This window comes from Pseudomonas sp. A014, from assembly GCF_052378495.1.
Taxonomy (GTDB): Bacteria; Pseudomonadota; Gammaproteobacteria; order Pseudomonadales; family Pseudomonadaceae; genus Aquipseudomonas; species Aquipseudomonas machongensis.
Map to the genome: position 1 here is coordinate 4,534,990 of NZ_CP199001.1, position 20,233 is coordinate 4,555,222.

Sequence of the window (20,233 nt, forward strand, 5' to 3'; positions counted from 1 at the left end):
GAGGCCTCAGCGGCCCTGACGGGCTCTGGCGTAGCCGAGGAAGGCGTCCAGGTCAGCGCTGCTGAGCATGCGCGCCACCTGCTTGACCTCTTCCACCGGCCAGTCCCACCAGGCCGCCTCCAGCAGGGCTTCGCGCACCGGCTCGTCGAAGCGCCAGCGGATGAACTTGCACGGGTTGCCGCCGACCACCGCAAATGGCGGTACATCACGGGTGACCATCGCCCCGGCGGCAACGATGGCGCCATGACCGATGGTGACTCCGGAAAGGATCACCGCGTTGGTGCAAATCCAGCAGTCGCTGCCGATCACCACGTCGCCCTTGCTGCGATCGTAGTCGGTGATGTCTTCCAGCCCTTCAACCATGGCAGGAAAGGGATAGCTGCTGACCCAATCGGTGCGATGCTCGCCCCCCAGCAGAATCTGCACGCCAGCGGCAATGGAGCTGTAGCTGCCAATACGCAACACAGATTCCTCACCGAACTCTGTGACCTCTGGCACGCCATAACTGCCCACGCCAACACTGTATCGTGGATAACGCATGCGGATTTTTTCAGATACGCGCTCAAGCTTGTCCATCGCCCGCAGACGCTTGCGTTCACGGCGCTCGGCCAGGTTCCTGAAGAATTTCACGGCAGGCACTCCTTGATCGGCATCAACGGTGGAACATCAGGCGCTTGATGCGCTTGAGGGTGGTCTTGTTGTAGTGGCGCAGGGGAATGCTGCGCAGCAGATCCCAGGCATAGGCCTTGTCGGCAACCACGGCGTACTTGAGCGCCTTGTGCAACAGCACCGAACGCCCACGGGCATAACCCGGATACTGCTGGTAGGGCGCGATGGCCTTGAGATCAGCCTCCAGCAGCACCTTGAACTTGCGCGACAGGTTGTTGGGGTGGCGGCGGTAGCGGGTGACGCACACCGGCAGTTCGTGGATCTCGTAACCCTGGGCGGCAATGCGCAAGGTCATCTGGAAATCCTGGACCTTGATAGCCGGATCGTAGAAATCGGCCGCGCGCATCGCCTCCATCCGGTACAGCGAGCCAGGCGCGCCGACGACCACGGCGTCTCGCAGGATCTCGGCAAAATCGAAGGTCTTGATTTCGGTGCGCTGCTGCACCTTGGTGTCGCGGCCTTCGGTGTCCATGTAGACGATCAACGCGCCGACACAACCGACCTTCGGGTGAGCGTCCAGATAAGCGGCGCGAACACTCAGGGAGTTCGGCAGCATGATGTCGTCGAGATCGGGGGTCGAGACATAGACCCCGCGGGCATGTTGCAGACCGGTATTGAGCGCGCCGCTGACCCCTTGGTTGGCCTGGGTCAGCAGGGTGAAATCGTAGGTCGACTGCAACGCGCGCAGCATCTCCACGCTTCGGTCGCTGGAGCCGTCGTCGACGATGATGACTTCGAAGTTCGGGTAGTCCTGGGCAAAGATGCTCGCCAGGGCGGCCTCCAGGTACTTCTCGGCGTTGTAGCAGGGGGCGACGACCGAGATCAGCGGTGCCGAAGCCTCGGTGGTGGAAGTACATCCTTGCGTCATCGTACTGGCAAGCCTCTGTGCGCGATGCGTGAGCGGGTCGCAAGGCTCAGCCCTGGACCGTGAAGCGGCACAGTATACGCAAGCCCGCTGCGTTCTCGAAGCGGCCAGCTTCAGCCTTGGACGCCAGCCTCGGCTAGGCGATGCGCGGCAAGCGCGGCCAGGTAGCTGCCATCGGGTGCACGCCTGCGAAAGTGCTTGTCGAGCCCGGCGAAAATCGCCTCGGCGACCTTGCGCTGATGCCGTGGATCCTGCAGCCGCTGGCAATCCCGGGCATTGGACATGAAGCCAGTCTCCACCAGGATCGAAGGCACGCTGGGCGACTTGAGCACCGCGAAACCGGCCTGCTCCACCCGGGCCTGGTGCAGGCCGGCCACGCCTTCCAGCTGGCCCAGCACCGAATGCCCCAGGTCCAGGCTGGTGGAGATGGTCGCGTTCATCGACATGTCCAGCAGCACGCCTGCCACCACCGGGTCCTTGGGCGGCTTTTTCAACACGCTGGACACCCCGACGAAATCGGCATCGTTCTCGCGCTGTGCCATCCAGCGCGCCACGGTCGAAGTGGCACCATGCTCGGACAGGGCGAACACCGAGGCACCGGATGCGGTGCGCCTCGGCGCCGCGTCGGCATGCACGGAAATGAACAGGTCGGCGTTCAGCCGTTGGGCCATTTCGGCACGTTTGCGCAGCGGGATGAACACGTCCTGATTGCGCACCAGGCGCGCCTTGAAGCCCTTCTGCGCATCGATGCGTCGCGCCAGCAGGCGGGCGATGGACAAGGCGACGAGCTTTTCCTGCTCGCCCCGAGAGCCCACCGCACCGGGATCCTTGCCGCCGTGACCGGCGTCGATGACGATCAGCAGGTCACGCCCCTGCGGCGGCGCCATATTCCCGACAGCCTTGCCCGTCGGCACTGCGGCCGCAACTGGCAATCCGCCAAGACGCAGGGCCAACTGCCGACCGCGGGCGAGCGTCTGCAACTCGCCGGAAATCCCCGGTGAGCGCAGGTCCAGCACAATGCGCAAGCCGCCGTCTGCAGTCGCTGCACTGCGAATTGCCTTGATTGGCGTGCCCTTGAGGGCCAGCCCATCAAGCGAAGTCGCCAGCCCCGCGCCTTGCAGGTCAAGAACCAGCCGCGGCGGCGCTTCGAGGGTGAAGGTGCGGGCCGCTACCGGGCCACTGAGGTCCAGCAGCAGGGTCGTGCCCTCTGCTGCCTGGCGCAATACTGCACCGCGAACCTGCTCGGCGGTATTTGCCAGCACCAGGCGGCTGACAGGCAAGGTGCAGCCGGCAAACAGCAGCTGCAGGAAGGTGCGTCTGTCCATGGCGGAGGGGCACTCGTGTCGACAAAAAGCTGATTATAATAAAAGTTATAACATAACATTTTAAAGTCATTTGCAAGGCTTGCTTGTTGTCACGCGCCCGCGATCTGCACACGCTGGTTGAACCCGGCATGAACCACGGAGACGCAAACGAAAAAGCCCGCCATAAGGCGGGCTTTTCGTACAGTGGTTCAATACATGCGAACCGCTGTGAATATGGTGGGTCGTGTAGGATTCGAACCTACGACCAATTGGTTAAAAGCCAACTGCTCTACCAACTGAGCTAACGACCCGCTGGATGGCGCGTATATTACTGATTTCTCAGAGGAAATCAACACTCCATCGAAAATTTCTCAAAAATAGCGTGTCGGATCGGCCACACCTGCGGCCTTGAAGCCTTCTGCCCGCAGGCGGCAACTGTCGCATTTGCCACAGGCGCGGCCATCATCATCTGCCTGATAGCAGGAAACCGTCAGACTGTAGTCCACCCCACGGGCGATACCGGCCTCGACGATTTGCGCCTTGCTCAGGTTCTGCAGTGGCGCCTGGATGCGGAACCCCTGCCCTTCCACCCCCGCCTTGGTAGCCAGGTTGGCCATGCGCTCGAAGGCCTCGACGAACTCCGGGCGACAATCGGGGTAACCCGAATAATCAACAGCGTTGACGCCAATGAAGATGTCATGAGCGTGCAGCACTTCCGCCCAGCCCAGCGCCAACGACAGGAATACGGTGTTGCGCGCCGGTACATAAGTGACCGGAATACCCTCGGTAGGTGCTTCAGGCACATCGATGCTGCTGTCGGTGAGGGCCGAACCGCCAATACCATCGAGATTCAAGCCAATGACCTTGTGCTCGACCACCCCCAGATCGCGAGCCACCCGCGCAGCGGCGTTGAGCTCGGCGCGGTGGCGCTGGCCGTAATCGAAGCTCATGGTGTAGCAACTGTAGCCCTCGGCCTTGGCCATGGCGACCACAGTGGCCGAGTCCAGGCCGCCAGACAGCAGGATTACCGCACGTTTTTCAGTCATGTCATCACTCTCTTGATCAGCGGCCCGGTTCGTCGTTCCACAGCAACTTGTGCAGTTGCAGCTGGAAACGCACGGGCAGGTTATCGGCGACGATCCAGTCGGCCAGGTCGCTGGCGCTCACCTGATGGTGGCTGGGCGAGAACAGGACTTCACCTGCCCGTCTTTCGAGGTTGTACTGGATCAGCTTGGACACTGCCCAGTCGTAGTCCTCGCGGGAGCATATGACGAACTTGACCTGATCATTGCTCGTCAGGTGGTCGATGTTCTCGTAGCGGTTACGGTGAACCTCTTCCGAACCTGGGGTCTTGAGGTCGACCACGCGACTGACCCGCGTGTCCACCCGCGAGATGTCGAGCGCGCCGCTGGTCTCCAGCGAAACCTCGTAGCCCGCATCGCACAGGCGCTCAAGCAAAGGCAATGCGTTGGGCTGAGCCAACGGTTCGCCCCCAGTGACGCAGACATAGCGCGGACGAAAACCCGCGACCTGCTCGAGAATGTCGTCGAGGGTACGCAGTGTGCCGCCACTGAATGCATAGGCACTGTCGCAGTACTGGCAGCGCAGCGGGCAGCCGGTCAAACGCACGAACACGGTGGGCAAGCCAGCCGTTCGCGTTTCACCCTGCAACGAGTAAAAGACTTCGGTGATACGTAATGTGTCTTGCATGGTCGCCACGGGCGTGACAGCTATACAGGCTGACCGCCTCCGTCAGGCACTGCTGCAGACTCGACATAGCGTTATCCGCAACAGCGTGTTTACGAAAAAAGGGCAGAGATTCTAACGAAAAAACCCGCGCCAGGCGCGGGTTTCTTTCAAGCGGTGCAGTTCAGAGCTTCTGCAGGTCACGCTGAGCCAGCTGTGCGGCGGAGGTGCCGGGGTACTGGGTGATGACTTGCTGCAGGATGCCCTTGACCTTGTCGGTGTGGCCCATGCGACGTTCGACATCGGCCAACTTGTACAGCGAGTCAGGCACCTTGCTGTGCTTGGGGTACAACTGGCTGACCTTGGCGAAGGCCTGGCCGGCGCCTTGCAGGTCGCCTTTGGCGAGGTTGACCTCACCCAGCCAGTACTGCGCGTTGCCGGCGTACTGGCTGTTGGGATACTTGCGCAGGAAGGCGCTGAAGGCCTGACTGGCCTTGTCGAAGTCCTTCTGCTTGATCAGATCGAAAGCAGCATCGTAGAACAGCTTTTCTTTCGCCGGATCGGCCGGCTCGCCATTGGCAGCCGGTTGCTGCGCAGCGCTTGCGCCTGCAGCGGCACCTGCGGCGTCGGATGCGCCACCGGTGGAGGAATTATCGGGTGTAGCGGCTGGTGCGGCACCACTGTTGATGCGGCGGTCCAGATCCTGGTATCGCTCCAGGTTTTCCTGCTTCATGCGCGACACATCGTTCTGCAGCTCTTCGATGATGCCTTGCTGACGGGAAATCTGGTCCTGCATCTGTTGCAGCTGCAGGAACAGCTGACCCTGTGCAGAAGCAGGGGCCGAAGCCCCTGCCCCGGCATAGGCGCCGCTCGTGCCATAACCCGAAGGCGGATAACTGCCTCCGTTGTCATCAACTACAGGAACCGCAGCCCACGCAGAAAGCGGCAGGCTGAGGGCGAGGACGGTTACAACACGACGGCACATACGCATAAGAACTTACTTACGCAGTTCTACGCGACGGTTCTGAGCCCAGGACTGCTCGTCGTTGCCGGTAGCAACTGGACGCTCTTCGCCGTAGGAAACCAGTTCCAGCTGAGCAGGGGAAACGCCCTGCAGAACCAGGTAGCGCTGAACGGCCTTGGCACGACGCTCGCCCAGAGCCATGTTGTACTCGCGGGTACCGCGCTCGTCGGTGTTACCTTCCAGAACAACGCGGTTGCCGTTGGCTTTCAGGTCCTTGGCGTGAACGTCCAGGGCGCGCATGGCTTCTGGCTTCAGATCCGAGCTGTCGTATTCGAAGTAGAAGGTGGTGATTGCGCGCAGGGCGGCTTCTTCGCTCAGGGAACCGTCGACAGCGCCGGTGTTTGCACCGTAGCCAGCGTTCGGATCAACAGCGCCTTCGCCAGCGTTGTCACCGCCCTTGGAGGAGCAACCTACAGCTACGGCCATGGCCAGAGCCAGCGCAGCGAATTTACCAAACTTCAGCATTTCCATCGTGAAACTCCTAATGAAACCCCAGTGTGTTAAGCAAAATTGTTACGCCGCAATCAGTTCAGGTAGGGGGACCAGGACGGTTCTCTGACTTCGCCTTGAGCGGTAGGAAGTGGGAGCCTCACACGGCCGTTAAGCGACACGAGCATCAAGACTCCCCGGCCCTGCTGGCGGGTGGCGTAGATTAGCATGGTGCCGTTAGGCGCAACAGTGGGAGACTCATCAAGACTCGTTTCAGAAAGAATCTTTACACTTCCCCGTTGCAAGTCCTGGGCAGCCACCTTGAAGTTGGTGAAACCTTCCTGGCGATGGATCATTACCAGGGTCTTTTCATCCGCCGACAGTTTCGGGTTGGCGTTGTAGTTGCCAACGAAGGTGACACGCTCGGCGCCACCGCCACCCACCGACGTCTTGTAGATCTGTGGCTTGCCACCACGGTCGGAGGTGAAGTACAGGGTGTTGCCATCCTTGCCCCAGAACGGCTCGGTATTGATACCAGGGCCTGCAGTGACACGGCTGATCTGACGCGACCCCATGTTCATCACATAGATGTCCGGGTTGCCGTCCTTGGACAGCACGAACGCCAGGCGATTGCCATCGGGCGACCAGGCCGGTGCACCATTGAGGCCTTCGAAGTTGGTGATCTGCTCGCGGCGACCGGTGTCGATGTGCTGGACGAAGATACGTGGACGCTTCTGCTCGAACGAAACATAGGCGATACGCTTGCCATCAGGCGCAAAACGCGGCGACAGGATGGGCTCGCGCGACTGCAGCAGCGTCACTGCACGGGCACCGTCGTAGTCGGAACGCTGCAGGGTGTAGCGGGTGTTGTTGGTCGAGAAACGCTCGGCGGTCACGTACAGCATGCGGGTGGAGAACGCACCCTTGATACCGGTGAGCTTCTCGAACGATTGGTCGGCGATGTAGTGCGCCATGTCGCGCAGTTGATCGACGCCACCACCGACACTGCCGGTCAGCACCTGTTGCTCGGTGGCAACGTTGAACAGCGCGTAGCTGATCTGCAGGCGACCACCGGACGGCACGATGCTACCGACCATCACGTACTGGGCACCCAGCGCTTTCCAGTCGCGGAAGATGACTTCGCTGGCCTGGGTCGGCTGGCTGATCATGTTCTGCCGCGGGATGGGCGCGTAGTAGCCGGAGTTGCGCAGATCGTTGCCGATGATGTCGGCCATGTCTTCCGGCAGCACGCTGCCACCCTGCAGACCGAACGGCACTACCGCAATGGGCGTGGCCCGGTCGCTGCCGCTGGTGACCAGGATGTTCTTTTCCTCTGCCACGGCCATGCCTGCCACGCAGCAGAGCATGACCAGCAGTCCTCTCAGACGTTTAATCACAACGCTAGATCCTCAGGTGTAAATGTCATCTTGAACGAACGATACGGATTGAACTCGTTCGGCTTCAAGCCCTGCATTTCAGTCAACCGGCCAATGTTCTTCACCGCGGCCACGGCCGAGCTGTCGAACGGACCGTCGCCACTGGACTTGGCCACGCTCACATTGGTGATCGTGCCGTCCGGCAGCATGTTGATCTGCAGGACTACCGTCATGCCTTTGCGCGCGGATGGCGGACGCGCCCAACCTTCGGCCGCACGCATGCGGATGAGGTCGTCGAAATCACCCGCCACCTGGTCGCCTTGCTCGTCGGCCAGTGCCTGCTGACGCTCGGTGGTGTCGGACAGCAACTCGGCCAGAGCCTGAGCCTTCTTGTCTTCAGCCGCCTTGCGGGCTGCATCCTGTGCCTTTTTCTTCTGTGCATCCGCAGCGGCCTTCTTCTTGGCCTCTTCGGCTGCCTTCTTCTTCGCTTCCTCGGCCGCCGCTGCTTTCTTCTTGGCGTCCTCGGCTGCTTTTTTCTTGGCGTCTTCGGCGGCTTTCTTCTTCGCCTCTTCGGCCGCAGCTTTCTTGGCTTCTTCCTCGGCCTGTTTCTTGGCCTCGTCTTCTGCCTTCTTCTTGGCGATGTCAGCCTGCTGCTTCTTCGCTTCCTCGGCCTTCTTTTGCTCGGCGGCCTTTTTCGCCTCGGCAGCCTTGGCAGCGTCCTCGGCTTTCTTGGCTTCGGCGGCCTCGCGAGCTTCCTCGGCCTTTTGAGCGGCGTCGGCTTTCTTTTGTTCCGCGGCCTTCACAGCTTCCTGCTCGACCTTCTTCTGCTCCATCTGCTCGACTTCAGTCTGGCGTGAAGCCGTTTTCTTGGCTTCCCCGGCAATCTTCTGATTGGTCTGGGTGGTCGCCTGGCTCTTTGACTTGAGCTGATAGAGCGTAGCCTGGACGATCGGCTTGGACGGCGGCAGTTCAGGCGTCATGGCGAAGCTGACGAACAGCAGGCCGAACACCAGCACATGCAGGCCAATGGCCCAGACGCTGGGCCAGAAGTAGCTTTCCGAGGCGGATGGCTCTCGCTGTTGCATCAGGGCGCCTCGGTAATCAGGCCAACGTTACCGACACCGGCTTTCTGCAACCCGCCCATGGCGCCCATGACCGCGCCATAGTCGACGGCCTTGTCACCCCGGATGAACACCTGGGTCTGTTTGCCCTGGTCGCGGCCGGCAGCGATGATCTTGGTCACCGCGTTGGTCATTTCCGGCAGGGTCATCGCCTTGTCCATCTGTTTGTCGGTATCGACTTCGCTACCGAGGTTCCAGTAGTAGGTTTTGTCGGCCTTGATCGAGATGGTGAGGATCTGGACGTTGTTGTCCTGCGGCAAGGCTTCGCTGGAAACCTTGGGCAGGTCGACCTTCACGCCCTGGTTGAGCATGGGTGCGGTCACCATGAAGATGACCAGCAGCACCAGCATCACGTCGATGTAGGGCACCACGTTCATCTCGGCGACCGGCTTGCGTTTGTGGCGAACTCGGGCCATGGATGTCTACCTGATCACTCTTCGCTGGTGTGTACTTTGCGGTGCAGGATCGCCTGGAACTCATCGGCGAACGTGTAGTAGCGACCGATCAGTGTTTCGCTGCGTGCAGCGAAGCGGTTGTAGGCGATGACTGCCGGGATCGCGGCGAACAGGCCGATCGCGGTGGCGATCAGTGCCTCGGCAATGCCGGGTGCCACGGTGGCAAGGGTGGCCTGCTGGGCGCTGGCCAGGCCGCGGAAGGAGTTCATGATGCCCCATACGGTACCGAACAGGCCGATGTACGGGCTGGTGGAACCGACGGTGGCCAGGAATGGCAGGCTCTGCTCGAGCTTCTCTTCCTCGCGGGAGATGGCTACACGCATGGCGCGCCCCACCCCTTCCATGACCGCATCAGGATCGACGCCCGGCTGCTGGCGCAGGCGCGAAAATTCCTTGAAGCCGGCGCGGAAGACCTGCTCGACACCCGAGTCCGGATCAGGGTTGCTGCCGGCCTGACGATACAGTTTGGACAGGTCGATGCCCGACCAGAAACGCTCTTCGAAAGCGTCCAGTGCACGACGACCGGCGCGCAGCATGGTGCTGCGCTGGAAGATCATGATCCAAGAGGTCACCGAGGCTGCCACGAGAGTCAGCATTACCAGCTGAACCACCACACTGGCATTGGCGACCAGGCTCCACATGGAGGTATGGTCGACGACGTTTGCTTCCACGCTTATTCTCCTGCGTTCGATTGAGTACCCGTGCCGTCCGCCATGAAAGCGTCGCGCAGTTCAGGGGGAATGGCCCGGGGTTTGAAAGTGTCGGCGCGCACGGCGGCCACCAGGAACTGCCCTTCGCAAAGCAGTGTTTCATCCGCTTCTCGCCAGACCTGCTGCACGAAGCGCAGGCTGGCGCGATTCAATTCAAGTACTTGTGCGGTTACCCGCAACGCATCGTCCAACCGTGCCGGCGCGTGGTAGCGTGCCTCGCTGGAGTGGACGACGAACAATAGATTCTGTTCCGCCAGCTCGGACTGGGAGAACCCCAGGTGCCGCAACCTTTCGGTGCGTGCACGCTCCATGAATTTCAGGTAGTTGACGTAGTACACCACCCCGCCTGCGTCAGTATCCTCGTAATAGACGCGACAACGGTGAGCGAACGGGTCCTGCCGATTTTGCGCGCGCATACTCTAGTGCTTACTCCTCAGCTTGCCAATCCGCCCCGGCAACTGTTTTTTCAGGGGAAATGTCGTATTGCCAGCGCTGTCGCAAAGTGCCAGCGCTAGGACCACGAAAACCCCGATTCGATCTGTCACTCATCGTCAGGATCGGAAAATTCTCCGCCCTCGGCAAAGCGCCCCGGAATGTTCAGGCCGAAATGCAGGTAGGCGTGCCGGGTGACCACGCGGCCACGCGGCGTACGCATGATGTAGCCCTGCTGGATCAGGTACGGTTCGAGGACATCCTCGATGGTGTGCCGCTCTTCGCTGATCGCAGCCGCCAGGTTGTCCACGCCTACCGGTCCGCCATCGAACTTCTCGATCATGGTCAACAGCAGGCGCCGGTCGGAATGGTCGAAACCGCGCTCGTCGACGTCCAGAAGGTTCAATGCCTTGTCGGCGATTTCCTTGGTGATCTGGCCCTTCGCACGCACCTCGGCGTAGTCACGCACGCGGCGGAGCAGGCGGTTGGCGATCCGTGGCGTACCGCGGGCGCGACGAGCGATCTCGAAAGCGCCCTTGTCTTCGATGGCAAGCCCCAGAATGTTCGCCGACCGGCTGACGATGGTCGCCAGGTCCTGGTTGCTGTAGAACTCCAGGCGCTGGACGATCCCGAAACGATCACGCAGTGGGTTGGTGAGCATGCCGGCCCGGGTGGTCGCACCGACCAGGGTGAACGGCGGCAGGTCGAGCTTGATCGAACGTGCGGCAGGCCCCTCACCGATCATGATGTCGAGCTGGAAGTCCTCCATCGCCGGGTAGAGCACTTCCTCGACCACAGGCGACAGGCGATGGATTTCATCGATGAACAGCACGTCGTGCGGCTCGAGGTTGGTCAGCATTGCCGCCAGATCACCCGGGCGCTCGAGGATCGGGCCGGACGTGCTCTTGACCGAAACCCCCATCTCGTGGGCGATGATATTGGCAAGGGTGGTCTTGCCCAGTCCGGGCGGACCGAAGATCAAGGTGTGATCGAGGGACTCGTTGCGGCCGCGGGCAGCCTGGATGAACAGGCCCATCTGCTCGCGCACCACCGGTTGGCCGATGTACTCGTCCAGGCTCAACGGACGAATGGCACGGTCCTGGACCTCTTCACGGTCGCGCCCGCTGGCGGCGATCAGGCGGTCGGCTTCGATCACTTGACGATCATCCCTTTGAGGCTATGGCGAATCAGTTCCTCGCTGGTCATGTTCGCCTTGTCCTTGATCGCCGACACCGCCTTGCTGGCTTCCTGAGGTTTGTAGCCCAACGAGATCAGGGCGCTGACTGCATCGGCTTCGGCGCTGGAAGTGCTGGCCACCGGCAGTGGCCCATCGGACACCAGGGTGAACATCGCAGGCGAGGTTTCCCAGGCCTTGAAACGGTCCTTGAGCTCGACCAGCAGGCGCTCGGCGGTCTTCTTGCCGACGCCGGGTACGCGCACCAGAGCCGATGCATCCTGGGCCTGCACGCAGCGCACCAGCTCATCGACCTCGAGGCCCGACATCAACGCCAGAGCCAACTTCGGGCCGACGCCATTGAGACGGATCAGCTCGCGGAACAGCTCGCGCTCGCGCTTCTCGAAGAAGCCATAGAGCAGGTGGGCGTCTTCGCGCACAACCAGATGAGTGTGCAGCGTCACCGCTTCGCCGACCTTGGGCAGGCGGTACAGCGTCGTCATCGGCACCTCCAGCTCATAGCCCAGGCCATTGACATCGATAATCAGGTGCGGCGGTTGTTTTTCCGCCAGAGTGCCACGCAAACGTCCAATCACGTTCCGATCCTTTCTCTCGGGCGTCTGGTCGGAGACCGGACAACCCTATCAGCAAATGCGGCGGGTGAGCGTGTCACCCGGACAAAATGTGTATCAGGGCATGAAGCTGTTACAGACGCAAGCGCCCACCGCGCCGGCGTGCGGTGGCCAGGCCGTGGGGCACCAGGCTGGAGCGTGTATGGGCGTGGCACAGGGCGATGGCCAAGGCGTCGGAGGCGTCGATCTGCGGCTTCTGCGTCAGCTTGAGCAGGTGCATGACCATCAGCATGACCTGATCCTTGTTCGCCCCGCCCGTACCGGCCACCGACTGCTTGACCTGGCTGGCGGTGTATTCGGCGATCTCCAGGCCCGCCTCGGCGGCAGCGACGATGGCTGCACCGCGGGCCTGGCCAAGCTTGAGCGCCGAGTCGGCATTGCGTGCCATGAACACCCGCTCGATGCCCATGGTGACGGGGCCATGCAGGCGAATCACCTCGCTGACGCCGCGAAACACGATCTGCAGTCGCTCATGCAACTCGCCACCACCGGTGCGGATGCAACCGGAGGCCACGTACTCGCACCCCCGCGGCGTGTGGCGTACCACACCATAACCGGTGATTCGCGAACCGGGGTCGATACCAAGAATCAGCGTCATAAAGCCTGCGGTTCTTTACACATTTCACTGACCCGCGAAGAGGCCCCGAAGACCAAGGAAAACCTTAGCCGAGTTTTTCCATGATCTCGTCGGAGATCTGCGCATTGGAGTAGACGTTCTGCACGTCGTCCAGGTCCTCGAGCATATCGATCAGCTTGAGCACCTTCTCCGCGCCGTCCTGATCCAGCTCGGCGCTGGTGGTCGGCTGCATGACGATTTCCGCGTCGGCAGCCTTGAAGCCCGCCTCTTCCAGCGCATTGCGCACAGCGTAGAAGCTGTTGAAGGAGGTGAAGACGTCGAAGGAGCCATCGTCATTGCCGACCACATCATCGGCATCGGCTTCCATGGCCGCCTCGATCAGCGCATCTTCCTCGACGCCCGGTGCAAAGCTGATCTGCCCCTTGCGCTCGAACAGATAAGCCACCGAGCCATCGGTACCGAGGTTGCCGCCACACTTGGTGAAGGCATGACGCACGGCTGCTGCAGTGCGGTTGCGGTTGTCGGTCATGGCCTCGACCATGATCGCCACGCCACCGGGGCCGTAACCCTCGTAGCTGAGCTCTTCGACGTTGTCGCTTTCGTTGGTGCCAGCCCCACGCGCCACCGCACGATCGATGATGTCGCGGCTCATGTTGGCACCCAGCGCCTTGTCCAGCGCCAACCGCAGCCGGGGATTGGAGGCCGGATCACCACCACCCTGCTTGGCAGCGACGGTCAGTTCGCGGATCCACTTGGTGAAGATCTTGCCTCTCTTGGCATCCTGGCGTTCTTTGCGGTGCTTGATATTCGCCCACTTGGAATGACCGGCCATAACGACTCCAAATCCTTGAAACAGAAACAGGTTCCGCCCCGAAGGGCGGAACGCGGAAAATCCTGCGCGCAAGCGCGAAGCGCCCCGACTTCGGGGCGCCTGCGGTCGGTTACTCGACCTTGGTCTGCTCACGCAGACGGATGTGCAGCTCGCGCAGAGCCTTGGCATCGACCAGGCCCGGAGCCTGAGTCATGACGCACGCAGCGCTCTGGGTTTTCGGGAACGCGATCACTTCGCGGATCGACTGGGCGCCGGTCATCAGCATGACCAGACGATCCAGGCCGAAGGCCAGACCACCGTGTGGCGGGGCGCCGAACTTCAGGGCGTCGAGCAGGAAGCCGAACTTCTCTTCCTGTTCCGCCGCCTCGATACCCAGCAGACGGAAGACTGCCTGCTGCATCTCTTTACGGTGGATACGGATAGAACCGCCACCCAGCTCGGTGCCGTTGAGCACCATGTCGTAGGCACGCGACAAGGCGGTGGCCGGGTTGGCCTCCAGCTCTTCAGGGGTGCACTTGGGTGCGGTGAACGGGTGGTGCAGCGCGGTGAAGCTGCCGTCTTCGTTCTCTTCGAACATCGGGAAGTCGACGACCCACATCGGTGCCCACTCGCAGGTGAGCAGGTTGAAGTCGTGACCCAGCTTGATACGCAGCGCGCCCAGGGCCTCGCTGACGACCTTGAACTTGTCGGCCCCGAAGAACACGATGTCGCCATCGACCGCGCCGACGCGATCGAGGATCACGTTGAGGTTGGCCTCAGGGATGTTCTTGACGATCGGCGACTGCAGGCCCTCGACGCCCTTGGCGCGCTCGTTGACCTTGATGTACGCCAGGCCCTTGGCACCGTAGATGCCGACGAACTTGGTGTACTCGTCGATCTTGCTGCGCGGCATGGCAGCGCCGCCCGGCAGGCGCAGGGCAGTGACACGGCACTTCGGATCGTTGGCAGGGCCTGCAAAGACCTTGAAGTCGACGTCCTTGAGCTGATCGGCAACATCGACCAGTTCCAGCGGGATGCGCAGGTCCGGCTTGTCGGAGCCATAACGACGCATGGCTTCTTCGAAGGTCATGTGCGGGAAGTCGCCGAACTCGAGGTCGAGCACTTCCTTGAACAGCTTGCGGATCATGCTCTCGGTGAGGCCCATGATCTCGGACTCGTCGAGGAAGCTGGTCTCGATGTCGATCTGGGTGAATTCCGGCTGGCGGTCGGCACGCAGGTCTTCATCGCGGAAGCACTTGGCAATCTGGTAGTAGCGGTCGAAGCCGGCCACCATCAGCAGTTGCTTGAACAGTTGGGGCGACTGCGGCAGGGCGAAGAAGCTGCCAGCGTGGGTGCGGCTGGGCACCAGGTAGTCGCGCGCGCCTTCCGGAGTGGCACGGGTCAGGATCGGCGTTTCGACGTCGAGGAAGCCGTTCTCGTCGAGGAAGCGGCGAATGCTGCTGGTGATGCGCGAACGCAGGCGCAGCTTGTCGGCCATTTCCGGGCGACGCAGGTCGATGAAACGATAGCGCAGGCGGGTTTCTTCGCCGACGTCGGAGTATTCGTTCAACGGGAATGGCGGGGTCTCAGCTTCGTTGAGCACGTTCAGCTGGTAACCGAGGATCTCGATGGCGCCGGAGGCCATGTTCGCGTTCACCGCGCCGTCAGGGCGCTTGCGCACCTTGCCGGTGATCTGCACCACGTATTCGCTGCGCACGCGGTCGGCGGCGGCGAAGGTTTCGGCGCGATCCGGATCGAACACGACCTGGGCCATGCCTTCGCGGTCACGGATGTCGAGGAAGATCACCCCGCCGTGGTCGCGACGCCGATGGACCCAGCCGCAAAGGGTGACTTCCTGGCCGTCCAGGCTCTCGTTCAGTTGGCCGCAATAATGGCTGCGCATCATGATCGTGGTTTCGCTTCTCGTGATTCGTGTATTCGGTGGAGGTCTTGTCCGCCCTGAGGGCTAATAGTGCAAGACCCTGTCGCTGCAATTCAACTCAGTCGGCCTTTTCGCCGGCCAGGTTCTTCTTCGCCCCGGTCTTGAAGTCGGTCTCGTACCAGCCATTGCCACTCAGGCGAAAGCCGGGTACCGACAGCAATTTCTTCAGGGCCGACGCCTGGCATGCCGGACAATCGGTCAATGGCGCGGCGCTGATTTTCTGCAACACCTCCATGCGGTGGTCGCAGGAAGCACATTGATAGTCATAAAGGGGCATGGAAGTCTCTCGTCAACCACAACGCTGGCTGCCGGGGCAGCAAAAAGCGGGATTATATATGGTTAAGGAGTGCTGTGCAGCCCGCCCGGCGATCAGTGTGTACTCGGCGGATCAAGTAACCAGGCCACACAGATGACGCGAATCAGCCCACTGAAATTACGCACACCGCCCTGCCGCAGGTGCACCTCTCGATCGACGTAGGACAGCACAGCGCTCACCGAACAGCGATTGGCCTCGGCGATACGCTCCAGAATACGCCAGTAGACCGCCTCGAGCCGAAGGCACGTGGCAAAACCATTGAGCCTTACAGACCGCGAGACCGGTACGACCTGCAACATGTCGAAATCACCCCTGAACGGATCCTGACAATCCCTGCCTGGCCAACCGCCGTGCCTGCTTGCTTGCGCCATGGTTCTGCTCCTTGATTGCGATCACTTCATACCCCGCACAACAAGGTCGAGGGTGCTTCAATGAAGCGCCGTTCCGGCATCACAGAGCAGCAGCAAGGGTTTCCCCATAATAAAAAAGCCCGGGATCGCAAGGCGACACCGGGCTTGATGGACCAGCCTGGCCATAGGCCGGCGCATCGTTATTTGCCGTCGAGCAGCACTCGCAGCATCCAGGCGGTTTTTTCGTGCACCTGCATGCGCTGGGTGAGCAGGTCGGCCGTCGGCTCGTCACTGACCTTGTCCACCACCGGGAAGATGCTGCGCGCCGTGCGCACCACCGCCTCTTGCCCCTGGACCAGCTGGCGGATCATTTCATCGGCAGCGGGCACTCCCTCTTCCTCCTTGATCGAGGAATGGCGCGCATAGAATGCATAGGAACCCGGCGCCGGGAATCCCAGCGCGCGAATGCGTTCGGCGATCGAGTCGACTGCCAGGGCCAGTTCGTTGTACTGCTCTTCGAACATCAGGTGCAGGGTTCGGAACGACGGACCGGTAACGTTCCAGTGGAAGTTGTGGGTTTTCAGATACAGCACATAGGTGTCCGACAGCAGGCGGGACAACCCTTCGACGATGGACTTGCGATCTTCTTCGCTGATACCGATATCGATTGCCATGAATCTCCCCTTTCCATAAGGCTTGACGATCAAGCGGGCGAAAACACTGTACCAAGAGTTGCAGACGGCTGCATGTGACACAAGGCAACACATCGCCTGACCACCCCTGCGGTTTGAGAACCCCCTGGCTTTGCTGTTAAATAGGCAGGGTGCCACCCGTGCGGACTGTTATTGCCGGGTGCATAGGCTGAACAGTCACGTGATCGCGCTCCATACCTCATGCGCACCGTGCTGCCAGCTCTTCCTGTGATCGGCCTTATCCAAATATGTGAGCCAACCCAATGTTCAAGATCGTCCATCTGGTGACGGGCGTTGCGGCTTTGCTGCTGTCGTTCATACCCAGCCTCAAAACCGACGCCACACCCTTCCTGCAACAACCCGAAGCGGTTTACCTGGTACTCCTGGGCCTGCTCAACCTGGTCCTGGCACCGGTTGTACCGCTTTACTACCGCGGCGCCCGCCAGCAACTGCAACACCTGGCCAGCGCACTCCTGGTGCTGGCGGTGATCCTGCAAACCATCACCGTTCTTGCCCGCCCCGAGCTCGGCAGCTTGTCGGCGCTGCTCTGCGCGGCACTGGCAGCCGCCCTGCACCTGGCCGCAGGCTTCGCCCGCAGCAGCCGCAAGTCACGCGCCAGCCAGGCAGGCCCGCAAGATGCCAGCAAGCGCGATACCGGCACCGTGAAGTGGTTCAATACCTCGAAAGGCTTCGGATTCATCTCCCGCGACTCCGGCGATGACATCTTCGTGCACTTTCGCGCCATCCGCGGCGAAGGCCATCGCGTCCTGGTCGAAGGCCAGCGCGTGGAGTTCTCGGTAATGCATCGCGACAAAGGCCTGCAGGCCGAAGACGTGGTCGCGGTTTCACGCCGCTGACCACCCGCCTCCATCACCTCAATAATGAGGTGGTGGAGGCTCCTCCCCTCCGGCCTCGTACTGGCCGACCATCTCTTCATGACGCTTGATCAGTTCGGCGATCTGCAACTGCAGACGCTCGATCAGCCGGTTCTGCCCGGCCACTTCGTCGCTGAGCGCCTGAAGGGTGTCATCCTGAAACGCCTGGCGCATCTCCAGCTCGACGATTCTCGCTTCCAGTGACATGGCTCAGGCCTCCTCGAAACCTTCAAGCGCCAACCCGCGCAGGCGCTGGCGGATTGCATCGACCTGCGCGGGCGCGTAATCGAGCGCGGGCACCTTGCCCCACACCGGCGCTGGCCACGCCGCATCGCCGCGATGACGCACCACCACGTGCATGTGCAACTGACTGACGACATTGCCCAGCGTGGCGACATTCATCTTGTCAGCCAGGAATTCGCCCTTGAGCGCCTCGGCGAGCAAAGTGGTTTCCTTCCATAGTTGTTGCTGGTCGGCCAGATCCAGCTGGAACAGCTCGCTGACATCAGCACGGCGCGGCACCAGGATGAACCAGGGGTAGTTGGCATCCTTGCTCAGCAAAAGACGGGACAACGGGAAATCCCCCAGCACCAGGGAATCCTGCTGCAGACGCGAATCCAGGACAAACACGGCAAACCTCCATCGAATGACACGACCCGACTCGAACGCGGGTGGAGCGCAAGGATACCTTGCTTGCAGAGCCCACGACACGACCCACTCACTTGTCCGCCCCCGACCGAGACGTACGCGCCAAAAGCGGTAACACTGCGCTACTTTTCGCACCAAAATGAAGCAACGAAAAATACACCTGTCATACCCGCCTGGTACAAACTACTCAGCATCAACAGTCAGCGGTAACACCTTGACTTTCAAGCCAGCTTTATTTTGCAAACGATAATCAACATCGCGTTATACCCTCAAAGCACCTGAACCCAGTGTTTCCGGAGGTTTCAGGACGCTTTGCGGGCATTTGTGAAAAATTCATCAACACTGATCGTTTTTGTGCACGCTTGTTGCATTCTTTTTACGCCAAGTCGGCACGGCACCTGCATTAGCCGGTGAACGCGACAAATAACAACAGCGACAAGGGATTCACCAGGGAGCTTCGAGTACACAGCCATTCTTTACGGAATCGTGACGGACTTCGAAGCAGCGCTGGGGTGTACGACCCGCCTTTAGCGGGACGTGATTTGCGACATGGAAATAGCCAAAAGCGACACGACCGTAAACTTACCGAAAGGTTCCGTTTTTCATGTCGCCAAGTACAGTCAGCGTGATATACATTTTCGCCGACATAAAAAGAAAGAGCTGCCCCATATAACTAAAACACTTGGGCGCAGCGGTACTCTTCCTAAAACCAAAGGAGCAAATCACGATGCGCGTGATGAAGTGGAGCATGATCGCCCTGGCTGTTGCAGCGGGGACTTCTGGACTGGCAATGGCGTCGTCGCAGGATGACTCCAAAGGCTTCGTTGACGACAGCAAGCTCAACGTGAAGCTGCGTAACCTGTATTTCAGCCGTGACTTCCGCAACAACCCAAGCGACGAACAAAGCCGTCGCGCCGAGTGGGGCCAAGGCTTCATCGGCACCTTCGAATCCGGCTTCACCCAGGGCACCGTTGGTGTCGGTGTCGACGCCATCGGCCTGCTGGGCATCAAGCTCGACGGCGGTCGTGGCACCACCAACACCGGCCTGTTCCCCGTCGACTCCGAAGGTCGCCCGGAAGACTCCTATTCGAAGGGCTACGGTGCCGTCAAAGCACGCATCTCGAACACCGTCCTCAAGTTCGGCGGCCAGTTCACCTCGCTGCCAGTCTTCGCCACTGACGATAGCCGCCTGCTGCCGGAAGCCGCCGAAGGCTTCCTGCTGACCAGCAAGGAGATCGAAGGCCTGGAGCTGAACGCCGGTCACTTCACCCGTCTGGACGCACAAGCCCAGAGCTACAAGGACAGCATCGGCGGTCGTAACAACCTCGGCATCAAGAACCCGGGTCTGACCGAAGCGAACGTCTTCGGTGGCACCTATGCCGTGACCGACGGCCTGAGCACCAGCCTCTACTACTCCAAAGTCGAAGACTACTGGCGCAAATACTACGCCAACGTCAACTGGGCACTGCCGCTGTCCGACAAACAAGGCCTGGTGTTCGACTTCAACATCTATGACACCAAGAGCGATGGCGAAGGCAAGGTACGCGCCTTCGATGGCGACAAACTGGACAACCGTGCATTCAGCCTGTCTGGCGCCTACAACGTTGGCGCTCACACCTTCACCCTGGCCTACCAGAAGGTCACCGGTGACGGCGACTACGCCTATGGCGTAGACGGCGGCGGCACCATCTTCCTCGCCAACTCCATCGCCCGCTCCGACTTCAACGCCGAAGGCGAGAAGTCCTGGCAGGCTCGCTACGATCTGAACTTCGCCGAGTACGGCATTCCAGGCCTGACCTTCATGACCCGCTACGCCCGTGGTACCGGTGCTCACGTCGAAGGCACCACCAACGGCAAGGAATGGGAACGCGACATCGACGTCAAGTACGTCCTGCAGGAAGGTCCGGCCAAAGACCTGAGCTTCCGTGTCCGCCAGGCCACTTACCGCTCCGCCGATGGCGTCTACTACGGCTCCGCATCGATCGACGAACTGCGCCTGATCGTCGAGTACCCGCTGAGCATCCTGTAAGCCCCGGCTTGCAATGCCCCGCACCTGAAGAAGCCCGGCATCTGCCGGGCTTTTTCTTGGCTGACAAGCCGAGCGCCCTGGGGCATCCTGTACGCCTTCGTCTCGCCCCCGTACAA

Annotated in this window: 24 protein-coding genes and 1 tRNA gene; 2 read left to right on the top strand and 23 right to left on the bottom strand. The window is 61.0% G+C overall.

What is annotated here, in order from left to right:
- Positions 1-6: 6 nt before the first annotated feature.
- The 21 genes from ACTYOL_RS21060 to ACTYOL_RS21160 form a co-directional block, all read right to left on the bottom strand.
- Positions 7-576, bottom strand: coding sequence for a CatB-related O-acetyltransferase (locus ACTYOL_RS21060; RefSeq protein WP_444758170.1), 570 nt, complete (start codon positions 574-576; stop codon positions 7-9).
- A 76-nt stretch (positions 577-652) separates the two neighbouring features.
- Positions 653-1,537: a glycosyltransferase family 2 protein gene (locus ACTYOL_RS21065; RefSeq protein ID WP_323454620.1), complete on the bottom strand. Its 885-nt coding sequence runs from the start codon at positions 1,535-1,537 to the stop codon at positions 653-655.
- Positions 1,538-1,647: 110 nt separating this feature from the next.
- Positions 1,648-2,859, bottom strand: a complete 1,212-nt coding sequence (locus ACTYOL_RS21070) for an N-acetylmuramoyl-L-alanine amidase (RefSeq protein WP_444757020.1) — start codon at positions 2,857-2,859, stop codon at positions 1,648-1,650.
- Between the two features lie 214 nt (positions 2,860-3,073).
- A tRNA-Lys gene (locus ACTYOL_RS21075) sits at positions 3,074-3,149 on the bottom strand.
- Between the two features lie 60 nt (positions 3,150-3,209).
- Positions 3,210-3,884 (bottom strand): 7-cyano-7-deazaguanine synthase QueC, encoded by a 675-nt coding sequence (queC, locus tag ACTYOL_RS21080; RefSeq protein ID WP_444757021.1) that lies wholly within the window; start codon positions 3,882-3,884, stop codon positions 3,210-3,212.
- 16 nt (positions 3,885-3,900) lie between these two features.
- Complete coding sequence (gene queE / locus ACTYOL_RS21085; RefSeq protein ID WP_153773378.1) at positions 3,901-4,548, bottom strand: 7-carboxy-7-deazaguanine synthase QueE; 648 nt, start codon at positions 4,546-4,548, stop codon at positions 3,901-3,903.
- Between the two features lie 160 nt (positions 4,549-4,708).
- Positions 4,709-5,515, bottom strand: a complete 807-nt coding sequence (gene ybgF, locus ACTYOL_RS21090; protein ID WP_063545875.1) for a tol-pal system protein YbgF — start codon at positions 5,513-5,515, stop codon at positions 4,709-4,711.
- 6 nt (positions 5,516-5,521) lie between these two features.
- A complete protein-coding gene (gene pal / locus ACTYOL_RS21095; RefSeq protein ID WP_023381906.1) occupies positions 5,522-6,019 on the bottom strand; it encodes a peptidoglycan-associated lipoprotein Pal in 498 nt (165 codons plus the stop codon).
- Positions 6,020-6,072: 53 nt separating this feature from the next.
- Complete coding sequence (gene tolB / locus ACTYOL_RS21100) at positions 6,073-7,344, bottom strand: Tol-Pal system beta propeller repeat protein TolB (RefSeq protein ID WP_054890993.1); 1,272 nt, start codon at positions 7,342-7,344, stop codon at positions 6,073-6,075.
- A gap of 26 nt (positions 7,345-7,370) precedes the next feature.
- Positions 7,371-8,438: a cell envelope integrity protein TolA gene (gene tolA, locus ACTYOL_RS21105; RefSeq protein WP_054890994.1), complete on the bottom strand. Its 1,068-nt coding sequence runs from the start codon at positions 8,436-8,438 to the stop codon at positions 7,371-7,373.
- Positions 8,438-8,890: a protein TolR gene (tolR, locus tag ACTYOL_RS21110; RefSeq protein WP_054890995.1), complete on the bottom strand. Its 453-nt coding sequence runs from the start codon at positions 8,888-8,890 to the stop codon at positions 8,438-8,440. The genes tolA and tolR overlap by 1 nt, the downstream gene beginning before the upstream one ends.
- Before the next feature lie 14 nt (positions 8,891-8,904).
- Positions 8,905-9,600 carry a protein TolQ gene (gene tolQ / locus ACTYOL_RS21115; RefSeq protein ID WP_054890996.1) on the bottom strand — a complete coding sequence of 232 codons (696 nt, stop codon included), beginning with the start codon at positions 9,598-9,600 and terminating at the stop codon, positions 8,905-8,907.
- Positions 9,601-9,602: 2 nt separating this feature from the next.
- On the bottom strand, positions 9,603-10,055 hold the full coding sequence (gene ybgC, locus ACTYOL_RS21120) for a tol-pal system-associated acyl-CoA thioesterase (protein ID WP_054890997.1): 453 nt from the start codon (positions 10,053-10,055) through the stop codon (positions 9,603-9,605).
- Positions 10,056-10,180: 125 nt separating this feature from the next.
- On the bottom strand, positions 10,181-11,227 hold the full coding sequence (gene ruvB, locus ACTYOL_RS21125; protein WP_054890998.1) for a Holliday junction branch migration DNA helicase RuvB: 1,047 nt from the start codon (positions 11,225-11,227) through the stop codon (positions 10,181-10,183).
- On the bottom strand, positions 11,224-11,841 hold the full coding sequence (gene ruvA / locus ACTYOL_RS21130) for a Holliday junction branch migration protein RuvA (RefSeq protein ID WP_063545876.1): 618 nt from the start codon (positions 11,839-11,841) through the stop codon (positions 11,224-11,226). The genes ruvB and ruvA overlap by 4 nt, the downstream gene beginning before the upstream one ends.
- A 109-nt stretch (positions 11,842-11,950) precedes the next feature.
- The gene (gene ruvC / locus ACTYOL_RS21135) at positions 11,951-12,475 is read right to left on the bottom strand and encodes a crossover junction endodeoxyribonuclease RuvC (protein WP_054891000.1); all 525 of its coding nucleotides are present in this window, start codon (positions 12,473-12,475) and stop codon (positions 11,951-11,953) included.
- Between the two features lie 64 nt (positions 12,476-12,539).
- Positions 12,540-13,286, bottom strand: coding sequence for a YebC/PmpR family DNA-binding transcriptional regulator (locus ACTYOL_RS21140; RefSeq protein WP_054891001.1), 747 nt, complete (start codon positions 13,284-13,286; stop codon positions 12,540-12,542).
- Between the two features lie 109 nt (positions 13,287-13,395).
- Entirely contained in the window at positions 13,396-15,171 is a 1,776-nt protein-coding gene (gene aspS / locus ACTYOL_RS21145; RefSeq protein ID WP_054891002.1) for an aspartate--tRNA ligase, read from the bottom strand.
- Between the two features lie 94 nt (positions 15,172-15,265).
- Positions 15,266-15,484, bottom strand: coding sequence for an FmdB family zinc ribbon protein (locus ACTYOL_RS21150; protein ID WP_197890612.1), 219 nt, complete (start codon positions 15,482-15,484; stop codon positions 15,266-15,268).
- 92 nt (positions 15,485-15,576) lie between these two features.
- Positions 15,577-15,894, bottom strand: a complete 318-nt coding sequence (locus ACTYOL_RS21155) for a ribbon-helix-helix domain-containing protein (RefSeq protein WP_054891004.1) — start codon at positions 15,892-15,894, stop codon at positions 15,577-15,579.
- Positions 15,895-16,073: 179 nt separating this feature from the next.
- The gene (locus tag ACTYOL_RS21160) at positions 16,074-16,547 is read right to left on the bottom strand and encodes a Dps family protein (RefSeq protein ID WP_023381917.1); all 474 of its coding nucleotides are present in this window, start codon (positions 16,545-16,547) and stop codon (positions 16,074-16,076) included.
- 281 nt (positions 16,548-16,828) lie between these two features.
- Here ACTYOL_RS21160 and ACTYOL_RS21165 point away from each other — a divergent pair, with 281 nt between their 5' ends.
- Positions 16,829-17,422, top strand: a complete 594-nt coding sequence (locus tag ACTYOL_RS21165; protein WP_054891005.1) for a cold-shock protein — start codon at positions 16,829-16,831, stop codon at positions 17,420-17,422.
- Positions 17,423-17,440: 18 nt separating this feature from the next.
- Here the strand turns inward: ACTYOL_RS21165 and ACTYOL_RS21170 are convergent, their stop codons facing one another.
- A complete protein-coding gene (locus ACTYOL_RS21170; protein ID WP_054891006.1) occupies positions 17,441-17,647 on the bottom strand; it encodes a SlyX family protein in 207 nt (68 codons plus the stop codon).
- A gap of 3 nt (positions 17,648-17,650) precedes the next feature.
- On the bottom strand, positions 17,651-18,070 hold the full coding sequence (locus ACTYOL_RS21175; RefSeq protein ID WP_063545879.1) for an HIT family protein: 420 nt from the start codon (positions 18,068-18,070) through the stop codon (positions 17,651-17,653).
- 745 nt (positions 18,071-18,815) lie between these two features.
- Between ACTYOL_RS21175 and ACTYOL_RS21180 the strand changes: the two genes are divergently transcribed.
- The gene (locus ACTYOL_RS21180) at positions 18,816-20,117 is read left to right on the top strand and encodes an OprD family porin (protein WP_063545880.1); all 1,302 of its coding nucleotides are present in this window, start codon (positions 18,816-18,818) and stop codon (positions 20,115-20,117) included.
- Positions 20,118-20,233: the final 116 nt, after the last annotated feature.

Bases quoted from the DNA above. Each gene is read 5' to 3' on its own strand.
- ACTYOL_RS21060 (WP_444758170.1), bottom strand. From the start codon at position 576: ATGGACAAGCTTGAGCGCGTATCTGAAAAAATCCGCATGCGTTATCCA.
- ACTYOL_RS21065 (WP_323454620.1), bottom strand. From the start codon at position 1,537: ATGACGCAAGGATGTACTTCCACCACCGAGGCTTCGGCACCGCTGATC.
- ACTYOL_RS21070 (WP_444757020.1), bottom strand. From the start codon at position 2,859: ATGGACAGACGCACCTTCCTGCAGCTGCTGTTTGCCGGCTGCACCTTG.
- queC (WP_444757021.1), bottom strand. From the start codon at position 3,884: ATGACTGAAAAACGTGCGGTAATCCTGCTGTCTGGCGGCCTGGACTCG.
- queE (WP_153773378.1), bottom strand. From the start codon at position 4,548: ATGCAAGACACATTACGTATCACCGAAGTCTTTTACTCGTTGCAGGGT.
- ybgF (WP_063545875.1), bottom strand. From the start codon at position 5,515: ATGCGTATGTGCCGTCGTGTTGTAACCGTCCTCGCCCTCAGCCTGCCG.
- pal (WP_023381906.1), bottom strand. From the start codon at position 6,019: ATGGAAATGCTGAAGTTTGGTAAATTCGCTGCGCTGGCTCTGGCCATG.
- tolB (WP_054890993.1), bottom strand. From the start codon at position 7,344: ATGCTCTGCTGCGTGGCAGGCATGGCCGTGGCAGAGGAAAAGAACATC.
- tolA (WP_054890994.1), bottom strand. From the start codon at position 8,438: ATGCAACAGCGAGAGCCATCCGCCTCGGAAAGCTACTTCTGGCCCAGC.
- tolR (WP_054890995.1), bottom strand. From the start codon at position 8,890: ATGGCCCGAGTTCGCCACAAACGCAAGCCGGTCGCCGAGATGAACGTG.
- ybgC (WP_054890997.1), bottom strand. From the start codon at position 10,055: ATGCGCGCGCAAAATCGGCAGGACCCGTTCGCTCACCGTTGTCGCGTC.
- ruvC (WP_054891000.1), bottom strand. From the start codon at position 12,475: ATGACGCTGATTCTTGGTATCGACCCCGGTTCGCGAATCACCGGTTAT.
- ACTYOL_RS21140 (WP_054891001.1), bottom strand. From the start codon at position 13,286: ATGGCCGGTCATTCCAAGTGGGCGAATATCAAGCACCGCAAAGAACGC.
- aspS (WP_054891002.1), bottom strand. From the start codon at position 15,171: ATGATGCGCAGCCATTATTGCGGCCAACTGAACGAGAGCCTGGACGGC.
- ACTYOL_RS21150 (WP_197890612.1), bottom strand. From the start codon at position 15,484: ATGCCCCTTTATGACTATCAATGTGCTTCCTGCGACCACCGCATGGAG.
- ACTYOL_RS21155 (WP_054891004.1), bottom strand. From the start codon at position 15,894: ATGGCGCAAGCAAGCAGGCACGGCGGTTGGCCAGGCAGGGATTGTCAG.
- ACTYOL_RS21160 (WP_023381917.1), bottom strand. From the start codon at position 16,547: ATGGCAATCGATATCGGTATCAGCGAAGAAGATCGCAAGTCCATCGTC.
- ACTYOL_RS21165 (WP_054891005.1), top strand. From the start codon at position 16,829: ATGTTCAAGATCGTCCATCTGGTGACGGGCGTTGCGGCTTTGCTGCTG.
- ACTYOL_RS21170 (WP_054891006.1), bottom strand. From the start codon at position 17,647: ATGTCACTGGAAGCGAGAATCGTCGAGCTGGAGATGCGCCAGGCGTTT.
- ACTYOL_RS21180 (WP_063545880.1), top strand. From the start codon at position 18,816: ATGCGCGTGATGAAGTGGAGCATGATCGCCCTGGCTGTTGCAGCGGGG.